The organism is Acidovorax sp. SUPP2539, assembly GCF_030158975.1.
GTDB lineage: Bacteria > Pseudomonadota > Gammaproteobacteria > Burkholderiales > Burkholderiaceae_C > Paracidovorax.
In genome coordinates this window covers 717749-734652 of record NZ_BQXJ01000002.1, presented here as the reverse complement: position 1 = coordinate 734652, position 16904 = coordinate 717749, and the positions used below count along the sequence as shown (strand labels likewise).

General features: G+C 70.7%; 15 protein-coding genes. 2 read left to right on the top strand and 13 right to left on the bottom strand.

Annotated features, from left to right (window positions below):
• Positions 1 to 102: 102 nt before the first annotated feature.
• The 10 genes from AVTE2539_RS10925 to AVTE2539_RS10880 all read right to left on the bottom strand — a co-directional run bounded on the left by AVTE2539_RS10925 (position 103) and on the right by AVTE2539_RS10880 (position 10852).
• Positions 103 to 1068 (bottom strand): ProQ/FINO family protein, encoded by a 966-nt coding sequence (locus AVTE2539_RS10925; RefSeq protein WP_284410512.1) that lies wholly within the window; start codon positions 1066 to 1068, stop codon positions 103 to 105.
• A gap of 78 nt (positions 1069 to 1146) precedes the next feature.
• Positions 1147 to 2406, bottom strand: coding sequence for a glycolate oxidase subunit GlcF (glcF, locus tag AVTE2539_RS10920; protein ID WP_284410510.1), 1260 nt, complete (start codon positions 2404 to 2406; stop codon positions 1147 to 1149).
• A 23-nt stretch (positions 2407 to 2429) separates the two neighbouring features.
• Entirely contained in the window at positions 2430 to 3233 is an 804-nt protein-coding gene (locus AVTE2539_RS10915) for a YoaK family protein (RefSeq protein ID WP_284394659.1), read from the bottom strand.
• A 4-nt stretch (positions 3234 to 3237) separates the two neighbouring features.
• Positions 3238 to 4362 carry a glycolate oxidase subunit GlcE gene (gene glcE / locus AVTE2539_RS10910; protein ID WP_284410508.1) on the bottom strand — a complete coding sequence of 375 codons (1125 nt, stop codon included), beginning with the start codon at positions 4360 to 4362 and terminating at the stop codon, positions 3238 to 3240.
• A 128-nt stretch (positions 4363 to 4490) separates the two neighbouring features.
• Entirely contained in the window at positions 4491 to 5462 is a 972-nt protein-coding gene (locus AVTE2539_RS10905; protein ID WP_284410707.1) for an SMP-30/gluconolactonase/LRE family protein, read from the bottom strand.
• A gap of 208 nt (positions 5463 to 5670) precedes the next feature.
• Positions 5671 to 7104 carry an ammonium transporter gene (gene amt / locus AVTE2539_RS10900; protein WP_284410506.1) on the bottom strand — a complete coding sequence of 478 codons (1434 nt, stop codon included), beginning with the start codon at positions 7102 to 7104 and terminating at the stop codon, positions 5671 to 5673.
• 46 nt (positions 7105 to 7150) lie between these two features.
• Positions 7151 to 7489, bottom strand: coding sequence for a P-II family nitrogen regulator (gene glnK / locus AVTE2539_RS10895; RefSeq protein ID WP_092744562.1), 339 nt, complete (start codon positions 7487 to 7489; stop codon positions 7151 to 7153).
• Between the two features lie 42 nt (positions 7490 to 7531).
• Positions 7532 to 8260, bottom strand: coding sequence for a TorF family putative porin (locus AVTE2539_RS10890; protein WP_272565959.1), 729 nt, complete (start codon positions 8258 to 8260; stop codon positions 7532 to 7534).
• Positions 8261 to 8557: 297 nt separating this feature from the next.
• Complete coding sequence (locus tag AVTE2539_RS10885; protein WP_284410504.1) at positions 8558 to 10171, bottom strand: SulP family inorganic anion transporter; 1614 nt, start codon at positions 10169 to 10171, stop codon at positions 8558 to 8560.
• Positions 10172 to 10189: 18 nt separating this feature from the next.
• Positions 10190 to 10852 carry a carbonic anhydrase gene (locus tag AVTE2539_RS10880; RefSeq protein WP_284405745.1) on the bottom strand — a complete coding sequence of 221 codons (663 nt, stop codon included), beginning with the start codon at positions 10850 to 10852 and terminating at the stop codon, positions 10190 to 10192.
• A gap of 517 nt (positions 10853 to 11369) precedes the next feature.
• On the opposite strand from AVTE2539_RS10880, the gene AVTE2539_RS10875 reads away from it, so the two are divergent.
• Positions 11370 to 12911 carry a YifB family Mg chelatase-like AAA ATPase gene (locus tag AVTE2539_RS10875; RefSeq protein WP_284410502.1) on the top strand — a complete coding sequence of 514 codons (1542 nt, stop codon included), beginning with the start codon at positions 11370 to 11372 and terminating at the stop codon, positions 12909 to 12911.
• 8 nt (positions 12912 to 12919) lie between these two features.
• Here the strand turns inward: AVTE2539_RS10875 and AVTE2539_RS10870 are convergent, their stop codons facing one another.
• The gene (locus tag AVTE2539_RS10870; protein WP_284410500.1) at positions 12920 to 13726 is read right to left on the bottom strand and encodes an SDR family NAD(P)-dependent oxidoreductase; all 807 of its coding nucleotides are present in this window, start codon (positions 13724 to 13726) and stop codon (positions 12920 to 12922) included.
• 107 nt (positions 13727 to 13833) lie between these two features.
• Between AVTE2539_RS10870 and AVTE2539_RS10865 the strand changes: the two genes are divergently transcribed.
• Positions 13834 to 14754 carry a LysR family transcriptional regulator gene (locus tag AVTE2539_RS10865; RefSeq protein ID WP_284410498.1) on the top strand — a complete coding sequence of 307 codons (921 nt, stop codon included), beginning with the start codon at positions 13834 to 13836 and terminating at the stop codon, positions 14752 to 14754.
• Between the two features lie 7 nt (positions 14755 to 14761).
• On the opposite strand, the gene AVTE2539_RS10860 is transcribed toward AVTE2539_RS10865, so the two are convergent.
• Both AVTE2539_RS10860 and adeC read right to left on the bottom strand, forming a co-directional pair.
• A complete protein-coding gene (locus AVTE2539_RS10860) occupies positions 14762 to 15409 on the bottom strand; it encodes a TetR family transcriptional regulator (protein ID WP_284410496.1) in 648 nt (215 codons plus the stop codon).
• Between the two features lie 40 nt (positions 15410 to 15449).
• A complete protein-coding gene (gene adeC, locus AVTE2539_RS10855; protein WP_284410494.1) occupies positions 15450 to 16904 on the bottom strand; it encodes an AdeC/AdeK/OprM family multidrug efflux complex outer membrane factor in 1455 nt (484 codons plus the stop codon).

Here is a 16904-nt window from a genome sequence, read left to right as displayed (position 1 = left end):
TTTCGGTCTTTGTTGCGAAGGACGCCATGGTGCGGGGGGCCTCCTGACAGCGTCGTGTCAGGAGGCTGCGCCGGCCCGGCCGCGCGGGCTCAGGCGGCGGGCTCAGGCGGCGGGCTCGGACAGCGCGTCGGCGGCCGGTGCGGCCGCAGCCGCCAACGGCGCGGCGCGCAGCTGGCGCGCGCGGTGCAGCGAGCGTTCGGCCGTGCGCGGGTCCATGCCGTACATGTCGGCGAACTGCGCCACCGTGCTGCCGCTGGCTTCGAAGGCACGCAGCAGCGCCTCGGCCTTGGCGTCGCGCTCGGCCACTTCGGCGAAGGCTTCGTCGAGCAGGGCATTGGCGGCCTCGTCGCGGCCCCGCACCAGCGCGTCGTACGCCTCGCGGGTGAGGCCCGAGGCCTCGTAGGCCTGCGCGATGCGGCGGCGCAGCTTGGCCGTCATGTCCTCGCCGTCGCGGGGCTTGCGGCGGCGGAACACTTCCAGCAGCGCATGGTGCACATGCTCGGGGGCCATGGCCTCCACGGCATGGCCCTGCAGATCGTGGCGCTGGCGGCCTTCGGCCACCACCTGCAGGTAGCGCGTGGACCGGGTGTGGATGCCCAGGGCGAGCTTGAGCGCATCGCGCTCGAACAGATCGGGGTGGGCGGCCTGCAGGTCCTGGAAGATGCCGCGCTTGAGCGGCAGGAACTGCGCGCCGAACAGGTGCGGGTACAGCGCGGCCAGTTGTTCCAGCGCGGGATGCGTGCGGCGCGGGCCTTGCGAGCCTTGCGGGGCGGCGCCCTTGCCGTTGCGGGGCGCGGCCTGCGCTGCGGGCGCGGCGCCTTCGGCGACCGGGGCACCGCCGGGCTTGCGGCGGTTGCGGCCGCCGCGGCGCGAGGCGGGGCGGTCGGCGCGCGGCGCGGCCTCCTGCGGCCCTTCACCCGCCTGCGGGCCATCGGCCGCGGGCGATGCCGTGGCGGCAGCGGCGTCGGTCACCACCGGTGCGCTGGAAGCGTCGGTCACGGCCGCCGAGGTGGGGGCCGGCGCGGGGACGTGGTTCTGTTGTTCTTGTGCGGTCACGGAGTCGGTCATGGCAGAGGAAAACGCGGTTGGTGCGCGTCAGCGCGGCGGTCAAAACCCACCATCATGCCAGCCTCGGGGCCGGCAGGGTCAGCGGGCGGCGGGCGACAGCGCCTCGTCGAGCACTTCCACCCAGTGGCGCACCGGCAGCGGCGTGCCGCTTTGCAGATGGGTGATGCAGCCGATGTTGGCCGACAGGATGGCCCCGGGCGGCGGCTCGCCGAACGCCTCGCCCAGCGCCGCGAGCTTGCGGTCGCGCAGCGGATAGGCCAGCTCCGGCTGCAGCACCGAGTAGGTGCCGGCCGAGCCGCAGCACAGGTGCGACTCGGTGCGCGCCACCCGCACCCGAAAGCCCAGGGCGCTCAGGTGCGTCTCGACGCCGCCGCGCAGCTTCTGGCCGTGCTGCAGGGTGCACGGCGGGTGGTAGGCGAACAGCGTGTCGGGCGGCACCACGCGGCCGCGCAGCGTGCCGGCCAGCCCGGCCAGCAGCTCGGGCAGCCACTCGGACAGGTCCTGCGTCAGCGCGCTGATGCGGGCGGCGCGCTCGGCATAGGCCGGGTCGTCCCGCAGCAGGTGGCCGTAGTCCTTGACGGTGACGCCGCAGCCCGAGGCATTCATGACGATGGCCTCCACACCGCCCTGCTCCACGAACGGCCACCACGCGTCGATGTTTGCGCGCATCTGCGCCTTGCCGCCCGCCTGGTCGTTCAGGTGGAACCGCACCGCGCCGCAGCAGCCGGCCTGCGGCGCGATGACGGTCTGGATGCCCGCCGCATCGAGCACGCGCGCCGTGGCGGCGTTGATGTTGGGCGCCATGGCGGGCTGCACGCAGCCGGCCAGCAGGAGCACCTTGCGCGCGTGCTCACGCCCGGGCCACGCCCCGGCGTCGCGCGGCGCCGGCACCTTGGCGCGCAGGCCCTCGGGCAGCAGCCCGCGCACGGCCTGCCCCGCCTTCATGGCCGGGCCGAACCAGGGCGACGGCAGACCCTCCTTGAGCGCCCAGCGCAGGGCGCGCTCGCCCAGCGGGCGCGGCACCTTCTCGTCCACGATCTTGCGGCCGATGTCCACCAGGTGGCCGTACTGCACGCCGCTCGGGCAGGTGGTCTCGCAGTTGCGGCAGGTCAGGCAGCGGTCCAGGTGCAGCTGCGTCTTGCGCGTGGGCTGCTCGCCCTCCAGCACCTGCTTGATGAGGTAGATGCGCCCGCGCGGGCCGTCCAGCTCGTCGCCCAGAAGCTGGTAGGTGGGGCAGGTGGCGGTGCAAAAGCCGCAATGCACGCACTTGCGCAGGATGGCTTCGGCCTCCTGCCCTTCGGGCGTGCCCTGGAATTCGGGGGCGAGCGTGGTTTGCATGGCGTGTCTCGGCGGTGGGAGGGTCAGGGGCCGGGGGGCTCGGCGTGCGGCGCGCGCTGGGCCAGCGCGCGGCGGGCGCGCCAGAGCCGGGCCAGGTGTTCGAAATCGGCCGCCAGCGGCGGCAGCGACAGGCCCAGCAGGATGGCGGCCAGCGGCACGACCCAGATGAAGCCCACGTGCTTGAACCCGGCCGCGCCCACGATGCCGCCCACGGTGAACATGGCCAGCAGGCTGGCGAACAGCCGCAGCCGCGCCTGGTTGGCATGCACCTGCGCCTCGGGCGGCGTGCCGTTGCGGTTCCAGTACAGCATCTTGCCGATCTCAATGCCCAGGTCGGTCGCCACGCCGGTCATGTGCGTGGTGCGGATCTGCGCCGAAGACATCTTGGTGACCACCGCGTTCTGCAGCCCCATCAAAAAGGCCAGCAGCAGCACGGTGAGCGGCACGGAAAACGGCGTGCGCCATTCCAGCGTGATGGCGCCCAGCAGCCCGAAGACCAGCAGCAGCACGGCCTCCAGCAGCAGCGGCAGCGCGAAGCCGCTGCGCAGGCGGTGGTGGCGCGCCCAGTTGACCAGGATGGCCGTGGTGCCCGCGCCCGACATGAAGGCCCACAGCGTGCCCACCGCGCCCAGCACCAGCGCCATGTTGCCCAGCACCAGGTTGTCGGCCACCATCGACAGGAACCCCGTCATGTGCGAGGTGTACCGATGCACGACCAGAAAGCCGCCCGCGTTCACCGCCCCGGCGTTGAAGGCCAGCAGCAGGCCGAGCAGCCGGTTGGTGGACGGGGTCCGGTGCCGGCCGGTGAGGTGCCGCAGCAGCCGCATGGCGCTACCGCCCCGGGCCCATCCGGCCGGGGTTGAAGATGCCCGCCGGATCGAACGCCTGCTGCAGCCGCGCATGGATCTGTGCCAGCGTAGCGGGCAATACCGGATCGAAATGGCCTGATACCCTAGTACCGATTGCCTTGTTTGCTATAAAAAGAGAAGCATTCCCACCCACGGCCTGCGCCGCCTCGTGCAGCGCCGCGCCCGCTTCCGGCGGGGCCTGCACCCAGCGCAGGGCGCCGTGCCATTCGATCAGCGGCGGCGCCACACCGGCGGGCAGCGCCAGCATCGGTGCGGCGGCGGGCACCGACAGGCGCCACAGGGCCAGGTCCGGCCGCTCGGCCCGGGCGGCGAACCACGGCAGGGTCTGCTCGCGGCAGGCCTGCCAGGCGGGCGCCGCGGCAGCGGTGTCCAGGCGCTCGCCCCCCATGCTGCGGCAGGCGGCCTCCACGGCGGCCACGGCCCCGCGCAGCCGCACCCACATCGTGCCCGTGCCCCCGGGACCGCCTTCCCAGCGGCTGGCGTTCAGGGGCAGCGGCTGCCCGCCCCAGGCCTGCAGCCGGCGCAGCGCGTCTGCGGGGTTGGCATCGAAGCGCAGGGTGGCCTCGGCCGGCGGCACGGGCAGCACCTTCAGGCTGACCTCGGTGAGCACGCCCAGCGTGCCCCAGGCGCCCACCATGAGGCGCGAGACGTCGTAGCCCGCCACGTTCTTCATCACCTGGCCGCCGAAGCGCAGCAGCTCGGCCCGGCCGTTGACCAGCTCCAGCCCCAGCACGTAGTCGCGCACCGCGCCCACGCTGGCGCGCGCGGGCCCCGACAGGCCGGCGGCCACCATGCCGCCCACGGTCGCGCCCGGGCCGAAATGCGGCGGCTCGAAGGGCAGGCACTGGCCGTGGGCCGCCAGCGCGGCCTCCAGTTCGGCCAGCGGCGTGCCGGCGCGCACGGTGGCGACCAGCTCGCTCGGCTCGTGGTTCACGATGCCCGACAGGGCCGTGGTGTCCAGGCGCTCGCCCTGCAGCACGGCGCCGCCGTGGAAGTCCTTGGTGCCGCCGCCGCGGATGCACACGGGGGCTTGGCGCTGGACGCTGTCGCGCACGCGGTCGATGATCTGGCGGAGGGCGGAGTCCATGGCGTGGATCGTACCGGCCCCCCTTCGCCAACGGGTGCCAGCGGGGCTCGGCCGGCCGTGAATTTTTTGAACGCCGGGCGTGAATCCACCGTCCCGGCTGCAGGCCATCCGGCGCGGCGCCCCAGTGCTCAGGCGAGGCCGGCGGGCAGCGGTCCCTCTTCGTACCAGTTCACCGGCCGCCCGGCCACCGGCAGGCGCTCGCCAGCGACCAGCAGGTGGCCCGAATGCGGCTCGCGCGCCAGTTCGTCGGCCGGGCGCCCCTGGCGGGCCGAGGTGACGAACAGCGTGGCGCCCTCTGGCCCGTCGCCGCCCAGGCAGGGCATGGTGGGGCACTGCGCCGGCACGGGAATGTCGGCCACGATCTCGCCGCCGGGCGACAGCCGCAGCACGCGGCCGCCCTCGTACATGGCGCACCAGTAGTGGCCTTCGGCATCCACCGCCGCGCCGTCGGGCCGGCCGCCGTAGCCCGGCTGGCCGGGCTTCCAGCCATCGGGCTTGGGCGCGAAGGCATGCAGCACGCGCGGCGCGCCCACGGGCTCGCCCGAGGCATCGCACGCCCAGGCCCGGATGGTGTGCGAGGGGGTATCGACCCAGTACAGCGTGCCGCCATCGGGCGACCAGGCCAGGCCGTTGGCCGTGGCCACCCCGTCCAGCATCCGGCGCACAAGGGGAGCCCCGTCGCCGCGCCCATCCACGCAGTACAGCGCGGCGACCGGTTGGCGGGGGCCCGCGGCGGGCTCGTGCATCGTGCCCACCCAGAATCGGCCCAGCGCGTCGCACTTGCCATCGTTGGCCCGCTCCGTGGCCGGATCGATCGGCAGCCGGGCCACCGGCACCAGGGGGCCGCCCCAGTCCTTGGCGCGGTAGAGGGTGTCGCGCAGGGCGATCACCAGGCCGCTGGGCTGGCCCGCGGTGCGCGCGGGCGCGATGCAGCCGGGCTCGGACGGCATGGCCCAGCGCTCGGCCCGGCCCGAGGCCGGGTGCACCCGGCACAGCGCGCGGCCGGCGATGTCCACCCAGTACAGGCGCGATTCGACGGGGTGCCAGAAAGGCGATTCGCCCAACTGGTCGGGCTCGGAAGTGGCGGGACGCCAGTCCATGGGCATGGGGGGTCTCCTGGGAAGGCGGTGGAAGGGGCCGGGCACGCCACCGCTGGCGCGCCGGTCTGCTCCATCCATTATTCGCGGCCGGTGGCCGCGGGCCAAAAAAAGGCCCACCTTGCGGCGGGCCCAATGTCCAGGAGGAATATCTCGCTTGTTGTCGCACCGCCGCGATGCCACCAGTCACCGCGGCAGGGATCTCAGCCGATCAGCGGTTGTAGGCGGTCTCGCCGTGCGAAGTGATGTCCAGGCCTTCGCGCTCGGCTTCTTCCGGCACGCGCAGGCCCACCAGCAGGTCGGCGATCTTGTAGGCGATGAAGGCCACGACGCCGGACCACACGATGGTGATCAGCACGCTCTTGAGCTGGATCCAGACCTGTGCACCCATGGCGAACGTGTCGGGGGTCAGGCCACCCGTGCCGCCCAGGCCTTGCGATGCGAACACACCGGTCAGGATGGCACCGATGATGCCGCCCACGCCGTGCACGCCGAACACGTCGAACGCATCGTCGGCGCCCAGCATCTTCTTGAGGCCACCCACGCCCCAGAGGCAGACCACGCCGGCGATCAGGCCGAGCACGATGGAGCCCATGGGACCGACGAAACCGGCGGCCGGCGTGACGGCCACCAGGCCCGCCACGGCACCCGATGCGGCGCCCAGCATGGAGGCCTTGCCCTTGTGCAGCGACTCGCCGGCCAGCCAGCTCAGCGTGGCGGCGGCCGTGGCCAGAACGGTGTTGATGAAGGCCAGGCCCGCAGCGCCGTTGGCGGCACCGGCGGAGCCGGCGTTGAAGCCGAACCAGCCCACCCACAGCAGCGAGGCACCGACCATCGTCAGCGTCAGGCTGTGGGGCGTGAGCGCTTCCTTGCCGAAGCCGATGCGCTTGCCCACCATGTAGGCGCCCACCAGGCCGGCGATCCCGGCGTTGATGTGCACCACGGTGCCGCCGGCGAAGTCGAGCGCGCCGTCCTTGCCCAGCAGGCCGCCGCCCCACACCATGTGCGCCATGGGGATATAGCTGAAGGTGAACCACAGCACGCTGAAGATCAGCACGGCGGAGAACTTGATGCGTTCGGCGAACGAGCCCACGATCAGCGCCACGGTGATGGCCGCGAAGGTGCCCTGGAAGGCCACGAACACGTACTCGGGGATGGTCGGCAGCGCGCCCGAGAGCGTGTCCGGCGCGATGCCCTTCAGGAAGATCTTGTCGAAGCCGCCGAAGAACGTGCCTTCGCCGCCGAACGTGAGGGTGTAGCCGTACACGGCCCACAGCACGCTCATCAGCGAGAAGATCACGAACACCTGCACCAGCACCGACAACATGTTCTTGGAGCGGGCCAGGCCGCCGTAGAACAGGGCCAGGCCCGGGATGGTCATGAGGATCACGAGCAGCGTGGAGGTCAGCATCCAGGCCGTGTCGCCCGAATCGAGCTTGGGCGTGGGGGCGGCGGCAGGTGCTGCGGCCTCGGCGGCTTGCGCCGGTGCGGGTGCAGCCGCCACTGGCGCAGGGGCTGCGACCGGAGCGGCGGCGGGCGCCGTGGCCGATGCGGGTTCGGATGCCGCGGGCGTCTGGGCCAGCACGGCGGTGCCGGAGGCCATCAGGCTCAACCCCAGCAGGAAGGAAGCAAGCAGTTTTTTCATGGCAGTTTCTCTTGGGTGTCTGGTGACAGGCGCGGGGGGCCGGGCCTTACAGGGCTTCCTTGCCGGTCTCGCCGGTGCGGATGCGGACGACCTGCTCCAGGTGGCACACGAAGACTTTGCCGTCGCCGATCTTGCCGGTGCGCGCGGCCCCCTCGATGGCTTCGATGACGCGGTCCACCAGCTCGTCGGACACGGCTGCCTCGATCTTCACCTTGGGGAGGAAGTCCACCACGTATTCGGCGCCGCGGTACAACTCCGTGTGGCCCTTCTGGCGGCCGAAGCCCTTGACCTCGGTCACCGTAATCCCTTGGACCCCGATATCCGACAGGGCTTCGCGCACCTCGTCGAGCTTGAAGGGTTTGATGATGGCTGTCACCATTTTCATGTTGCTTTTCTCCATTGGAGGCACCCCTCGGCGCCCGTTGTCTTACAGGGTTTTCGTGAGCGCGACGATCAGGCGCGACTTGTTGACCGGGCCGAAGAAGGCCTTCTTGTTGGCGCCCACCACGGCGGCCGACAGGGACAGGCCCGAACCGAAGTCATAGGCACCGCCCACGCTGTAGTCCATGTAGTTGGGCACGCCCAGGTCCTTGATGTCGCTGGCGAAGCGCGTGAAGCCGACCGATGCCTTCAGCGTCGTCTTGGGAGCCACTTCCTGCGCATAGGCCAGGTTCAGGTAGCCGGTGTTGCGGCCCTTGTTGCTGGTCGTCTTGGCGGAAGCCCAGCCGAAGTAGTCCTTGGAGATGGTGTGCGAGTACTTCGCCGTCAGCGGGCCGTAGGTGGCCGCGCCGTAGAGTTCGGTGGTGTTGCCGACGGAATTGCCGGGGTACGCATAGGTCAGCGCGCCCAGGTCCAGGTCCACGTCGCCGGCCTTGAATTTGTAGCCGCCGTAGAAATCCATCTCGATGGAATTGCCCGGCAGCCAGTCCACGCTGGAGTTCCAGTTGCCCAGATACCAGCCGCTGTCGCCGAAGCTGTAGTCGAAGCCGCCCTGGATGGCGGGCTTGACGGCCTTGACCCGGCTGGCGTCCTGGTCCTGGCCACGGAACTTGTAGTTGGTGGTCAGGCTGACGTTGCCTGTCAGTTGTGCGCTGGCCAGCAGAGGCAGGGCGGCAACGAGGGCGACGCTCAAGGACTTCATGGATACACGGGACATGGTTCCTCCGGGGGTGGCTGATTAGGGATGTCCACGCTCCAAGCATGGACCGTGCCATCTCCCTCGCACTTTGCCGTCCGGGCCTGGGCGCCGGCCTGGCAGGTATGCCGAAAGTGGTTACATGCTATGCGCCCGCGTTACTTTTTGCACCATTGCAGTGCTGTCCAGGCCACGATTCGCCGCGATCGCACGGCCATGCACCGCCATGGGGACAGGGCGGCAGAACACACTGCGTTGGTGCATCCCGCCGCCCCGCCGGGGCAGATCGCGCCGTTTTGGGGGGAAGCGCCCCCGCCGTCAGCGCGCTGAACGGGCCTTGAGCCACTGCGCCGGAGGCTCGTCCGGCGGGGCGGGGGGCGCCGCCTGCGGCATGGAGCGCAGTTCGACCTGGATGCCGCGCTCCTGCGCATGGGCCATGAAATCATCCAGCGCCTCGCGGATGTCGCGGTCCATGAAGCCGCAGTTGCAGCCGTCGATGACCAGCGAATGCCCCGGCTCCACCCGGTTCAGGTGGTTGCGCAGCGTGGCCTTGCTGAAGAACGAGACATCCTTGCTGAGCCGGATCAGGTGGACGTTGCCCTCGGAGATCATCGTCAGCGCGCCGCGCGTGTTCGCCTGGATCAGGAAGAGCATGCTGCAGGCCAGTCCGATGAGGATGCCGATGAGCAGGTCGGTCGCCAGGATCGCGCCCACCGTCACCGCGAACGGCACGAACGCCGACCAGCCCTCGCGCCAGACCGCCGCGATCATGGCCGGCTTGGCCAGTTTGAAGCCGGTGTGCAGCAGCACGGCGGCCAGCGCGGCCAGTGGGACCCACTGCAGGAACTCCGACAGGAACAGCACGCTCGCCAGCAGCAGCACGCCATGGAACACCGCCGACAGCCGGGTGCGCGCACCGGACTGGATGTTGGCAGAGGTGCGCACGATCACCGCCGTGATCGGCAGCCCCCCCAGCAGGCCGGCCAGCATGTTGCCCACCCCTTGCGCCTGCAGCTCCCGGTTGGGCGGCGCCACGCGCTTGAGGGGATCGAGCCGGTCGGCCGCCTCCAGGCTCAGCAGGGTTTCCAGACTGGCCACGACGGCGAGGGTGAAGGCGATGGTGTAGACCTCCGGCCGCGCCAGCGCCGACCAGTCGGGCGAAGCGAGCTGAGACCACAGCGCGGCCAGGCCGTCGCCTTCGGGCAGGGCCACGCGCTGGTGGTCGGGCAGCGCGACGGACGGCTCGGTGGCCATGGCCACGGCCTGGTACCCGATGCCCCAGAGCACCGCCAGCAGCGGCCCGGGCAGCCGGCCGATCAGCGGCAGGCGCTTGGCCCAGGGGGAGTCCCAGGCGAACAGGATGGCCAGCGCACCGGCGGCGATGATCACCGCACTGCCGGTGACGGCGCCGACCAGCCGGCCCAGGTCGTCGAAGCCGTCGATCGTGCGGGGCACCAGGCGCATGGCCTGCTCGCCCGACACGAAGCCGAACGCCACCGGAAGCTGCTTGAGGATGAGGATCAGCCCGATCGCGGCCAGCATGCCCTTGATGACCGGCGAGGGAAAGCAGGCGCCCAGATCGCCGGCCTGCAGGCGGCCGAACAGCCACTGCAGCGCGCCCGCCACCATCACGGCCACGAGGAACGCCTCGAAGCTCCCCAGCTTGGCGATCGCATCGACGACGATCACGACCAGGCCGGCCGCCGGCCCGCTCACGCTGAGCTGGGAGCCCGACAGCCAGGCCACGACCAGCCCGCCCACGATGCCGGAGACAAGCCCCGCCATCAGCGGCACGCCGCTGGCCAATGCGATGCCCAGGCACAAGGGCAAGGCCACGAGGAAGACGACGACGCCCGCCGGCACGTCGCTGCGCCAGTGGGACAGAAGACCGGCGGCCGACGCGCCGTCCGGGTTGCGAAGGGTGGTTTGCATGGTGCGCACTCCTTCGGGTCAGGCCGCCGCGGCCAGCTGGATGCTGCTGGCATCGAGGTCCAGCACTTGGCGCAGGCGCCCGTCCCGCAAGGCGTAGACCCAGCCCAGCAGCTGCAGGGACTGCCCCCGCTGCCAGGCGCGCTGCACCTGGGGCGTGGCCGCCAGCGTGTGCACCTGATCGGCCACGTTCAGCTCCACGAAGCGGCCCACCCGGGCCGCGACTTCATCGGCATCGTCCGGGTCGGGGACGGTCTGGCCGTCGATCTCGCCCGCACGGCGGCGGTACAGTGCCCGCAGCGGGCGAAGGTGCTCGGCCAGGTAGTCGCCGCGCGCCGGCACTGCGCTTTCGGCCGGCATCAGCGCGGCCCGGACGCCGCCGCACCCTTCATGGCCACAGACGATCACGTACCGCACCTGGAGCACGTCGAGGGCGTATTGCAGCGCGCTCATGATGTTGGGATCGTCCGGACGGACCAGGTTCGCCACGCTGCGGTGCACGAACAACTCGCCCGGCAAGGCATTGGTGATGCTTTCGGCGGGCACGCGGCTGTCGGCGCACCCGATCCAGAAGACGCGCGGCTGCTGGCCGGCCACCAGGTTTTCGAAAAATGCCGGGTCGCGTGACGTCATTTCGTCAGCCCAGGCACGGTTTTGAAGCATGAGTCGCGTGGTCAGGTCCATGGAAACCTCCGTGTTGTTGATTCGATGTTGCAGTGCAGCACGGTATTAGGCTAGATCAAAAACCACTGCCATTTTTAATATGGGGTTTTTATGTTTCATTTGCTTGCGTGTGATTCGATCAATGGCCCTGGGGCCATGCTTCTTTCCCTCGCAGCATAAGGAAATTTTATTTAACCCATCGAGTGAAAATAATATTCAAAGCGAATATAGTACGGAGTTGTACATTATTAAACCGTCGTTTATCTTTTCGGGTCGACCTTTCCATGGAATTAATCCCCGGCTTTGCCGACCCTGATTAACCCCGGCAAACGAAGGCATTCAAAACAGGACCGCAACGGCGGCGCGCGAAGGCCGACCGATGGAGCGATCCCGCGCCATGGAGCAGCCAGCCTGGGCGCCATCTGCACCGGTTCGCCACCGCTGCCGTGCCGGAAGGGTCGCGATTGCCGATATCCTCGCCCTTCGAAATTCAGGCGCTGGCGAACAGCCGGCTTTCCAACGAGGGAGAAAATCAACCATGGGTCTTGCTTTGGTGCAGAGCCGGGCATTGCTGGGACTGCAGGCCCCGTGCGTGACGGTCGAAGTGCATCTGGCCAACGGATTGCCCAGCTTCACGCTGGTCGGTCTGGCGGATGTGGAAGTGAAGGAGGCGCGGGAACGCGTGCGCTCGGCACTGCAGAATGCCGGGCTGGAGTTTCCGCACAACCAGAAAATCACGGTCAATCTTGCGCCGGCCGATCTGCCCAAAGACTCCGGCCGGTTCGATCTGCCGATTGCGCTTGGGATTCTGGCGGCCAGCGGGCAGATCGACAGCGCGCGCCTGGCAGGCCACGAGTTCGCGGGAGAACTGTCGCTGTCCGGCGAGCTGCGCCCCGTGCGCGGCGCGCTCGCCACCAGCCTGGCCCTGCGCTCGGCCGGCGTGGCCGTGCGCATGGTGCTGCCGCCCGGCAGCGCGGAGGAAGCCGCCCTGGTGCCCGGCACCGAGGTGTACCGGGCGCGCCACCTGCTCGACGTGGTGCAGCACTTTCTGCCCGTCTCCGCCCATGCGCCCGCCGAGCCGGCCGGCGAGGGGTTCGTGCGGCTGCAGGCTTCACCGCTGCAATCGGCAGCGCCGCCGGCGGATCTGGCCGACGTGAAGGGCCAGGCCGCCGCCAAGCGGGCGCTGGAGATCGCCGCTGCGGGCGGCCACGGTCTGCTGCTGGTCGGCCCCCCGGGGTCGGGCAAATCGATGCTGGCGCACCGCTTTGCCGGGCTGCTGCCTCCGATGACGGTGGACGAGGCGCTGGAGAGCGCGGCCATTGCGAGCCTGGCCGGCCGCTTCGGCCCGGAAAGATGGGGCAACAGAAATACGAGCGCTCCGCACCACACCTGCAGCGCGATTGCACTGGTCGGCGGCGGCTCACCCCCACGGCCCGGCGAAATCTCGCTCGCCCACCATGGCGTCCTTTTTCTCGATGAATTTCCGGAATACGCCCGCAGCGCGCTGGAAGCCCTGCGCGAACCGCTGGAGACGGGCCGCATCACCATCGCCCGTGCGGCACAGCGGGCCGAATACCCTGCCCGCTTCCAGTTGGTGGCCGCGATGAATCCCTGCCCTTGCGGTTTTCTCGGCTCCGGCCAGCGCACATGCCGCTGCACGCCCGACCAGGTGGCACGCTACCAGGGCAAGCTCAGCGGCCCGCTGCTGGACCGCATCGATCTGCATGTGGAAGTGCCCGCGCTGCCCCCGGGCGAGCTGCTGCTGGCCCCGCCCGGTGAGGCCACGGCGGCGGTGCGCGAGCGCGTGGTGCAGGCCCGCCAGCGGGCCATCGACCGCCAGGGCCTGCCCAACCAGGCACTGCAGGGCCAGCAGATCGACACCCACCTGGCGCTGGACGATGCAGCCGCGCGCTTTCTGCAGGCCGCCGCGACCCGGCTGGCCTGGTCGGCCCGCAGCACGCACCGCGCGCTGAAGGTGGCCCGCACGATCGCGGACCTGGCGGGCAGCGCGGCCATCGCACCGGCGCACGTGGCCGAGGCCGTGCAGTACCGGCGGGTGCTGCACCGCAGCGCGGCGTGACCTGAGGGTTACAGGAACATGCCGCCGGACGCCTCGATGCGCTGCGCGTTGACCCAGCGGCTGCCGGGCAGCAGCAGCGAGGCGATCACGCCGCCGATGTCGTCCGGCTGGCCGACCCGGCCCAGCGCGGTCTGGGACGCGATGAACGCGTTCATCTGCGCGTTGTCGCGCACCGCACCGCCGCCGAAGTCCGTCTCGATGGCACCCGGGGCGACCACGTTCACGGCGATGCCGCGCGGGCCGAGTTCCTTGGCCAGATAGCGGGTCAGCACTTCCACGGCGCCCTTCATGGCCGCATAGGCCGCGAACCCCGGCAGCGCGAAGCGGGCCAAGCCGGTGGACACGTTGACGATGCGCCCCCCGTCGTTCATGAGCGGCAACAGCTTTTGCGTGAGGAAGAACACGCCCTTGAAATGGATGTCGACGAGCTGGTCGAACTGCGCCTCGGTCGTCTCCATGAAGCCGGCATGGATGCCGATGCCCGCGTTGTTCACCAGGAAGTCGAAGCGCTCGCGCTGCCAGCGGCTGGACAACACCTCGCGCACCTGGGCCGCGAACGTGGCGAAGCCGGCGCTCTGCGAGACGTCGAGCGGCAGGGCCACGGCGCGCCGGCCCAGGCGTTCGATCTCGGCCACGGTGGCCTGGGCTTCGGCCGCCTGGCTGCGGTAGGTCAGGATCACGTCGATGCCCTGCCGGGCGATGTGCAGCGCGGCATTGCGGCCCAGGCCGCGGCTGCCGCCGGTGACCAAGGCGATGGGCGCGCCGGCTTCCGGCGAGGACGCGGTGGAGGATGGGGAGGGGAGAGAAGCGGTCATGGCAGGCCTTTCAGTGGACATGAAAACAGCGTGCTTGGCAGTCTATTGAGCAGGCACCCTTTCATAAATCGGCAAAAATTGATCAGTTTGTTCACCCCAGAAAGACAATGAACCCCCTCGACCGCATGCTGGTGTTCGTCCGCGTTTCGGAGCTGTCCAGCTTCACCCAGGCCGCCGATGCGCTCGGCATCCCGAAAGCCGCGGCGTCGGTGGCGGTTCAGCAGCTCGAAAGCCAGCTCGGCACCCGGTTGCTGCACCGGACCACGCGGCGGGTGCAACTCACGCAGGACGGCCAGGCCTACTACGAGCGCTGCAAAGACCTGCTGGCCGATGTGGACGAGCTGCAGTCCATGTTCCAGCAGCCCGGGGGCGAAGCGCTGCGGGGGCGGGTGCGCATCGACATGTCCACCGGCATCGCGCGCCGCGTGGTCCTGCCGCAGCTGCCCGAGCTGCTGCAGCGCCACCCGCGCCTGGAGATCGAGCTCAGCAGCACCGACCGCCGCGTGGACCTGGTTCGCGAGGGCTTCGATTGCGTGGTGCGCGTGGGCACGGTGTCGGAGCCGGGCCTGGTGGCGCGGCCGCTCGGGCAGTTGCGCATGGTCAATTGCGCCAGCCCGGGCTATGTGGCGCGGGCCGGGCAGCCGCAGTCCGTGCAGGACCTGGCGCACCACCACCTGATCCACTACGTGACCACGCTGGGTGCGAGGTCCGGCGGGTTCGAGTACCTGCGCGAGGGCGAAACCGTGCGCCAGCCGATGGCCGGCCCCATCACCGTCAACGGGGCCGAGGCGTACCAGGCCGCCTGCCTGGCGGGGCTGGGCATCGTGCAGGCGCCGCTGATCGGGGTGCATGCGCACCTGGAGCGCGGCACGCTGGTGCAGGTGCTGCCCGACCACCCGGCCCCGCCGATGGCCTTGACCCTGCTCTACGCCCACCGCCGCCACCTGCCCCGCCGCGTGCGCGTGGTGATGGACTGGATGGCGCAGGTGATCGAGGCGCACGTGGCGCGCATCGATGCGTTTGCCTGAGCCCGCGTCAGGGGCTGGGGGCGAGGGCAGCGCGCGGCCTGCCCGGCGCCATGCCGTCCATCAGAAACCCAAGGCAGGCGTCCACATGCCGCCGGTATCCGGCCGGATCGGTCTCCTCCACCGGCTCGGCCAGCACGCTGCGCCCGACCGCATGCAGGCAGCGCGCCGCCAGGGCCGGCTCCAGGCCCTCGCGCAAGTGGCCCCGGCGCGCCGCCACGGCCAGCGCGGACTCCAGGTGGCGAACGGCCGCCGCCTGGGCCACCGCCGCGCGCGGTCGCAGGCCCTCCCACCCCACTGCCTCACCGGCTTCGCGCAGCACCCATTGCACCAGCGGCCATTGCACCGGGTCTTCACGGCACTCGCCGATCTGGTGGGCCAGGCAGCGGTGCAGGAGCGACAGGGGCTGCGCCGCGCTCTGGTAGGCATCGAGGCGGGCACCGATGTCCAGCGGCCACCGCAGGCGGCCGAGCAGCTCCTGCAGCAGCGCGGTCTTGTCCGCGAAGTGCCAGTAGATCGCGCCGCGGGACACCCCCGCCTGCCGCGCTACCTCGCCCAGCCCGGCGCCTTGCACCCCATGCCGGGCGAAGGCCTGCAACGCCGCGCTGACGATGCGCGCCCGCGTCAGCTCCGCTTCGGTCTTGGTGTGCTTGGCCACGGTGGCAGGCGCTCAGGCCCCGTCAGGTGCCCGGCGGGCATCAGGGTTTCGCGGTGCCGACGGCGGCCACCGGTGTTCCGGTCGACTCCACCCACCCGCCGCCGAGCGTCTTGTAGAGCGTGACGAGGTTGGTGTAGCGCGACAGCCGCGTGCCGATCAGGTTCTGCTGCGCGGTGTAGAGCGAGCGCTGCGAGTCCAGCACGGTCAGGTAGCTGTCCACCCCGCGCTTGAAACGCGCATCCGACAGGCGGTAGCTGTCGGCCGTGGTGTCCACCAGCGACTGCTGTGCCTCCAGCTGGCGGCCCAGCGTGCTGCGCTGGGCCAGCGCATCGGACACCTCTCGGAACGCGGTCTGGATCGCCTTCTCGTACTGGGCCACGTCGATGTCGCGGTCGGTCCGGGCGATGTCCAGATTGGCCTGGTTGGCGCCGCCGTCGAAGATCGGCAGCGAGACCTGCGGCGCGAAGGTCCAGCTGCCCGAGCCGCCCTTGAACAAGCCCGACAGGTCCGCGCTGGAGGTACCGGCCGACGCCGTCAGGCTGATGCGCGGGTAGAAGGCGGCGCGGGCCGCACCGATGCTGGCGTTGGCGGCCCGCAAGGTGCGCTCGGCCTGCAGGATGTCCGGGCGGCGCTGCAGCAGGTCCGACGGCAGCCCCGGCGGAACCTGGGCCAGCGGGTTCGATGCCGCGCTGGCATCGCTGGGCAGGGCCTGCGGCAGCCACTCGGGCGGCACCTCGGCGCCCACCAGCAGCACCAGGGCATTGCGGTCCTGGGCCACCTGAGCGGTGTAGCGCTCCACATCCACCCGGGCCGAATCCACGCTGGTCTGCGCCTGCCGCAGCGTGAGGGCCGAGGCCACGCCCAGGTCGAAGCTGCGCTGGTTGAGGGCGAAGGCATTGCTCTGGTTGGCGAGCGTGTCCTGCGCCAGGCGCAGCCGGTCCTGGTCGGCCGCCAGCGTGAGGTAGGCCGACGCCACTTCGGACACCAGGCTGATGTGCGTGCTGCGGCGGGCCTCCGCCGTGGCGAAGAACTGCTCCAGCGCCTGCGCATTCAGGCTGCGCACGCGGCCGAACAGGTCCAGCTCGTAGGCGCTGAAGCCCACGGTGGCGCTGTAGCTGTGGGCCACCACGGGCCGGCCCGCGCCGGACAGGTCTGCCGGCGTGCGGCTGCCGCTGCCGCCGCCGCTGGCGTTGACGGTCGGGAACAGCGCCGCGTCCTGCACGCGGTACTGCGCACGCGCCCGCTCGATGTTGAGCGCCGCCACGCGCAGGTCGCGGTTGTTGGCGATGGCCATCTCGATCACCCGCTGCAGCGAGGGGTCGGTGAACACGTCGCGCCAGCCGATGTCGGCCACCGGCACCGCGGCGGGCGTGCCGGCATCGCCGGCGAAGGTGGCGGCCACGGGCGCGGCGGGCTGCACGTAGGCCGGCATCAGGCTGCAGCCAGCCAGGGATGCCGCGGCCAGGGCCAGGGGAGCGAAGAGGAAGCGGGACAT

Excerpts from the sequence above, each read along its gene's own strand:
- glcF (WP_284410510.1), bottom strand. The coding sequence starts at position 2,406 with ATGCAAACCACGCTCGCCCCCGAATTCCAGGGCACGCCCGAAGGGCAG.
- adeC (WP_284410494.1), bottom strand. The coding sequence starts at position 16,904 with ATGTCCCGCTTCCTCTTCGCTCCCCTGGCCCTGGCCGCGGCATCCCTG.
- AVTE2539_RS10925 (WP_284410512.1), bottom strand. The coding sequence starts at position 1,068 with ATGACCGACTCCGTGACCGCACAAGAACAACAGAACCACGTCCCCGCG.
- amt (WP_284410506.1), bottom strand. The coding sequence starts at position 7,104 with ATGAAAAAACTGCTTGCTTCCTTCCTGCTGGGGTTGAGCCTGATGGCC.
- AVTE2539_RS10875 (WP_284410502.1), top strand. The coding sequence starts at position 11,370 with ATGGGTCTTGCTTTGGTGCAGAGCCGGGCATTGCTGGGACTGCAGGCC.
- AVTE2539_RS10905 (WP_284410707.1), bottom strand. The coding sequence starts at position 5,462 with ATGGACTGGCGTCCCGCCACTTCCGAGCCCGACCAGTTGGGCGAATCG.
- AVTE2539_RS10885 (WP_284410504.1), bottom strand. The coding sequence starts at position 10,171 with ATGCAAACCACCCTTCGCAACCCGGACGGCGCGTCGGCCGCCGGTCTT.
- glcE (WP_284410508.1), bottom strand. The coding sequence starts at position 4,362 with ATGGACTCCGCCCTCCGCCAGATCATCGACCGCGTGCGCGACAGCGTC.
- AVTE2539_RS10870 (WP_284410500.1), bottom strand. The coding sequence starts at position 13,726 with ATGACCGCTTCTCTCCCCTCCCCATCCTCCACCGCGTCCTCGCCGGAA.
- AVTE2539_RS10915 (WP_284394659.1), bottom strand. The coding sequence starts at position 3,233 with ATGCGGCTGCTGCGGCACCTCACCGGCCGGCACCGGACCCCGTCCACC.
- glnK (WP_092744562.1), bottom strand. The coding sequence starts at position 7,489 with ATGAAAATGGTGACAGCCATCATCAAACCCTTCAAGCTCGACGAGGTG.
- AVTE2539_RS10890 (WP_272565959.1), bottom strand. The coding sequence starts at position 8,260 with ATGTCCCGTGTATCCATGAAGTCCTTGAGCGTCGCCCTCGTTGCCGCC.
- AVTE2539_RS10880 (WP_284405745.1), bottom strand. The coding sequence starts at position 10,852 with ATGGACCTGACCACGCGACTCATGCTTCAAAACCGTGCCTGGGCTGAC.
- AVTE2539_RS10865 (WP_284410498.1), top strand. The coding sequence starts at position 13,834 with ATGAACCCCCTCGACCGCATGCTGGTGTTCGTCCGCGTTTCGGAGCTG.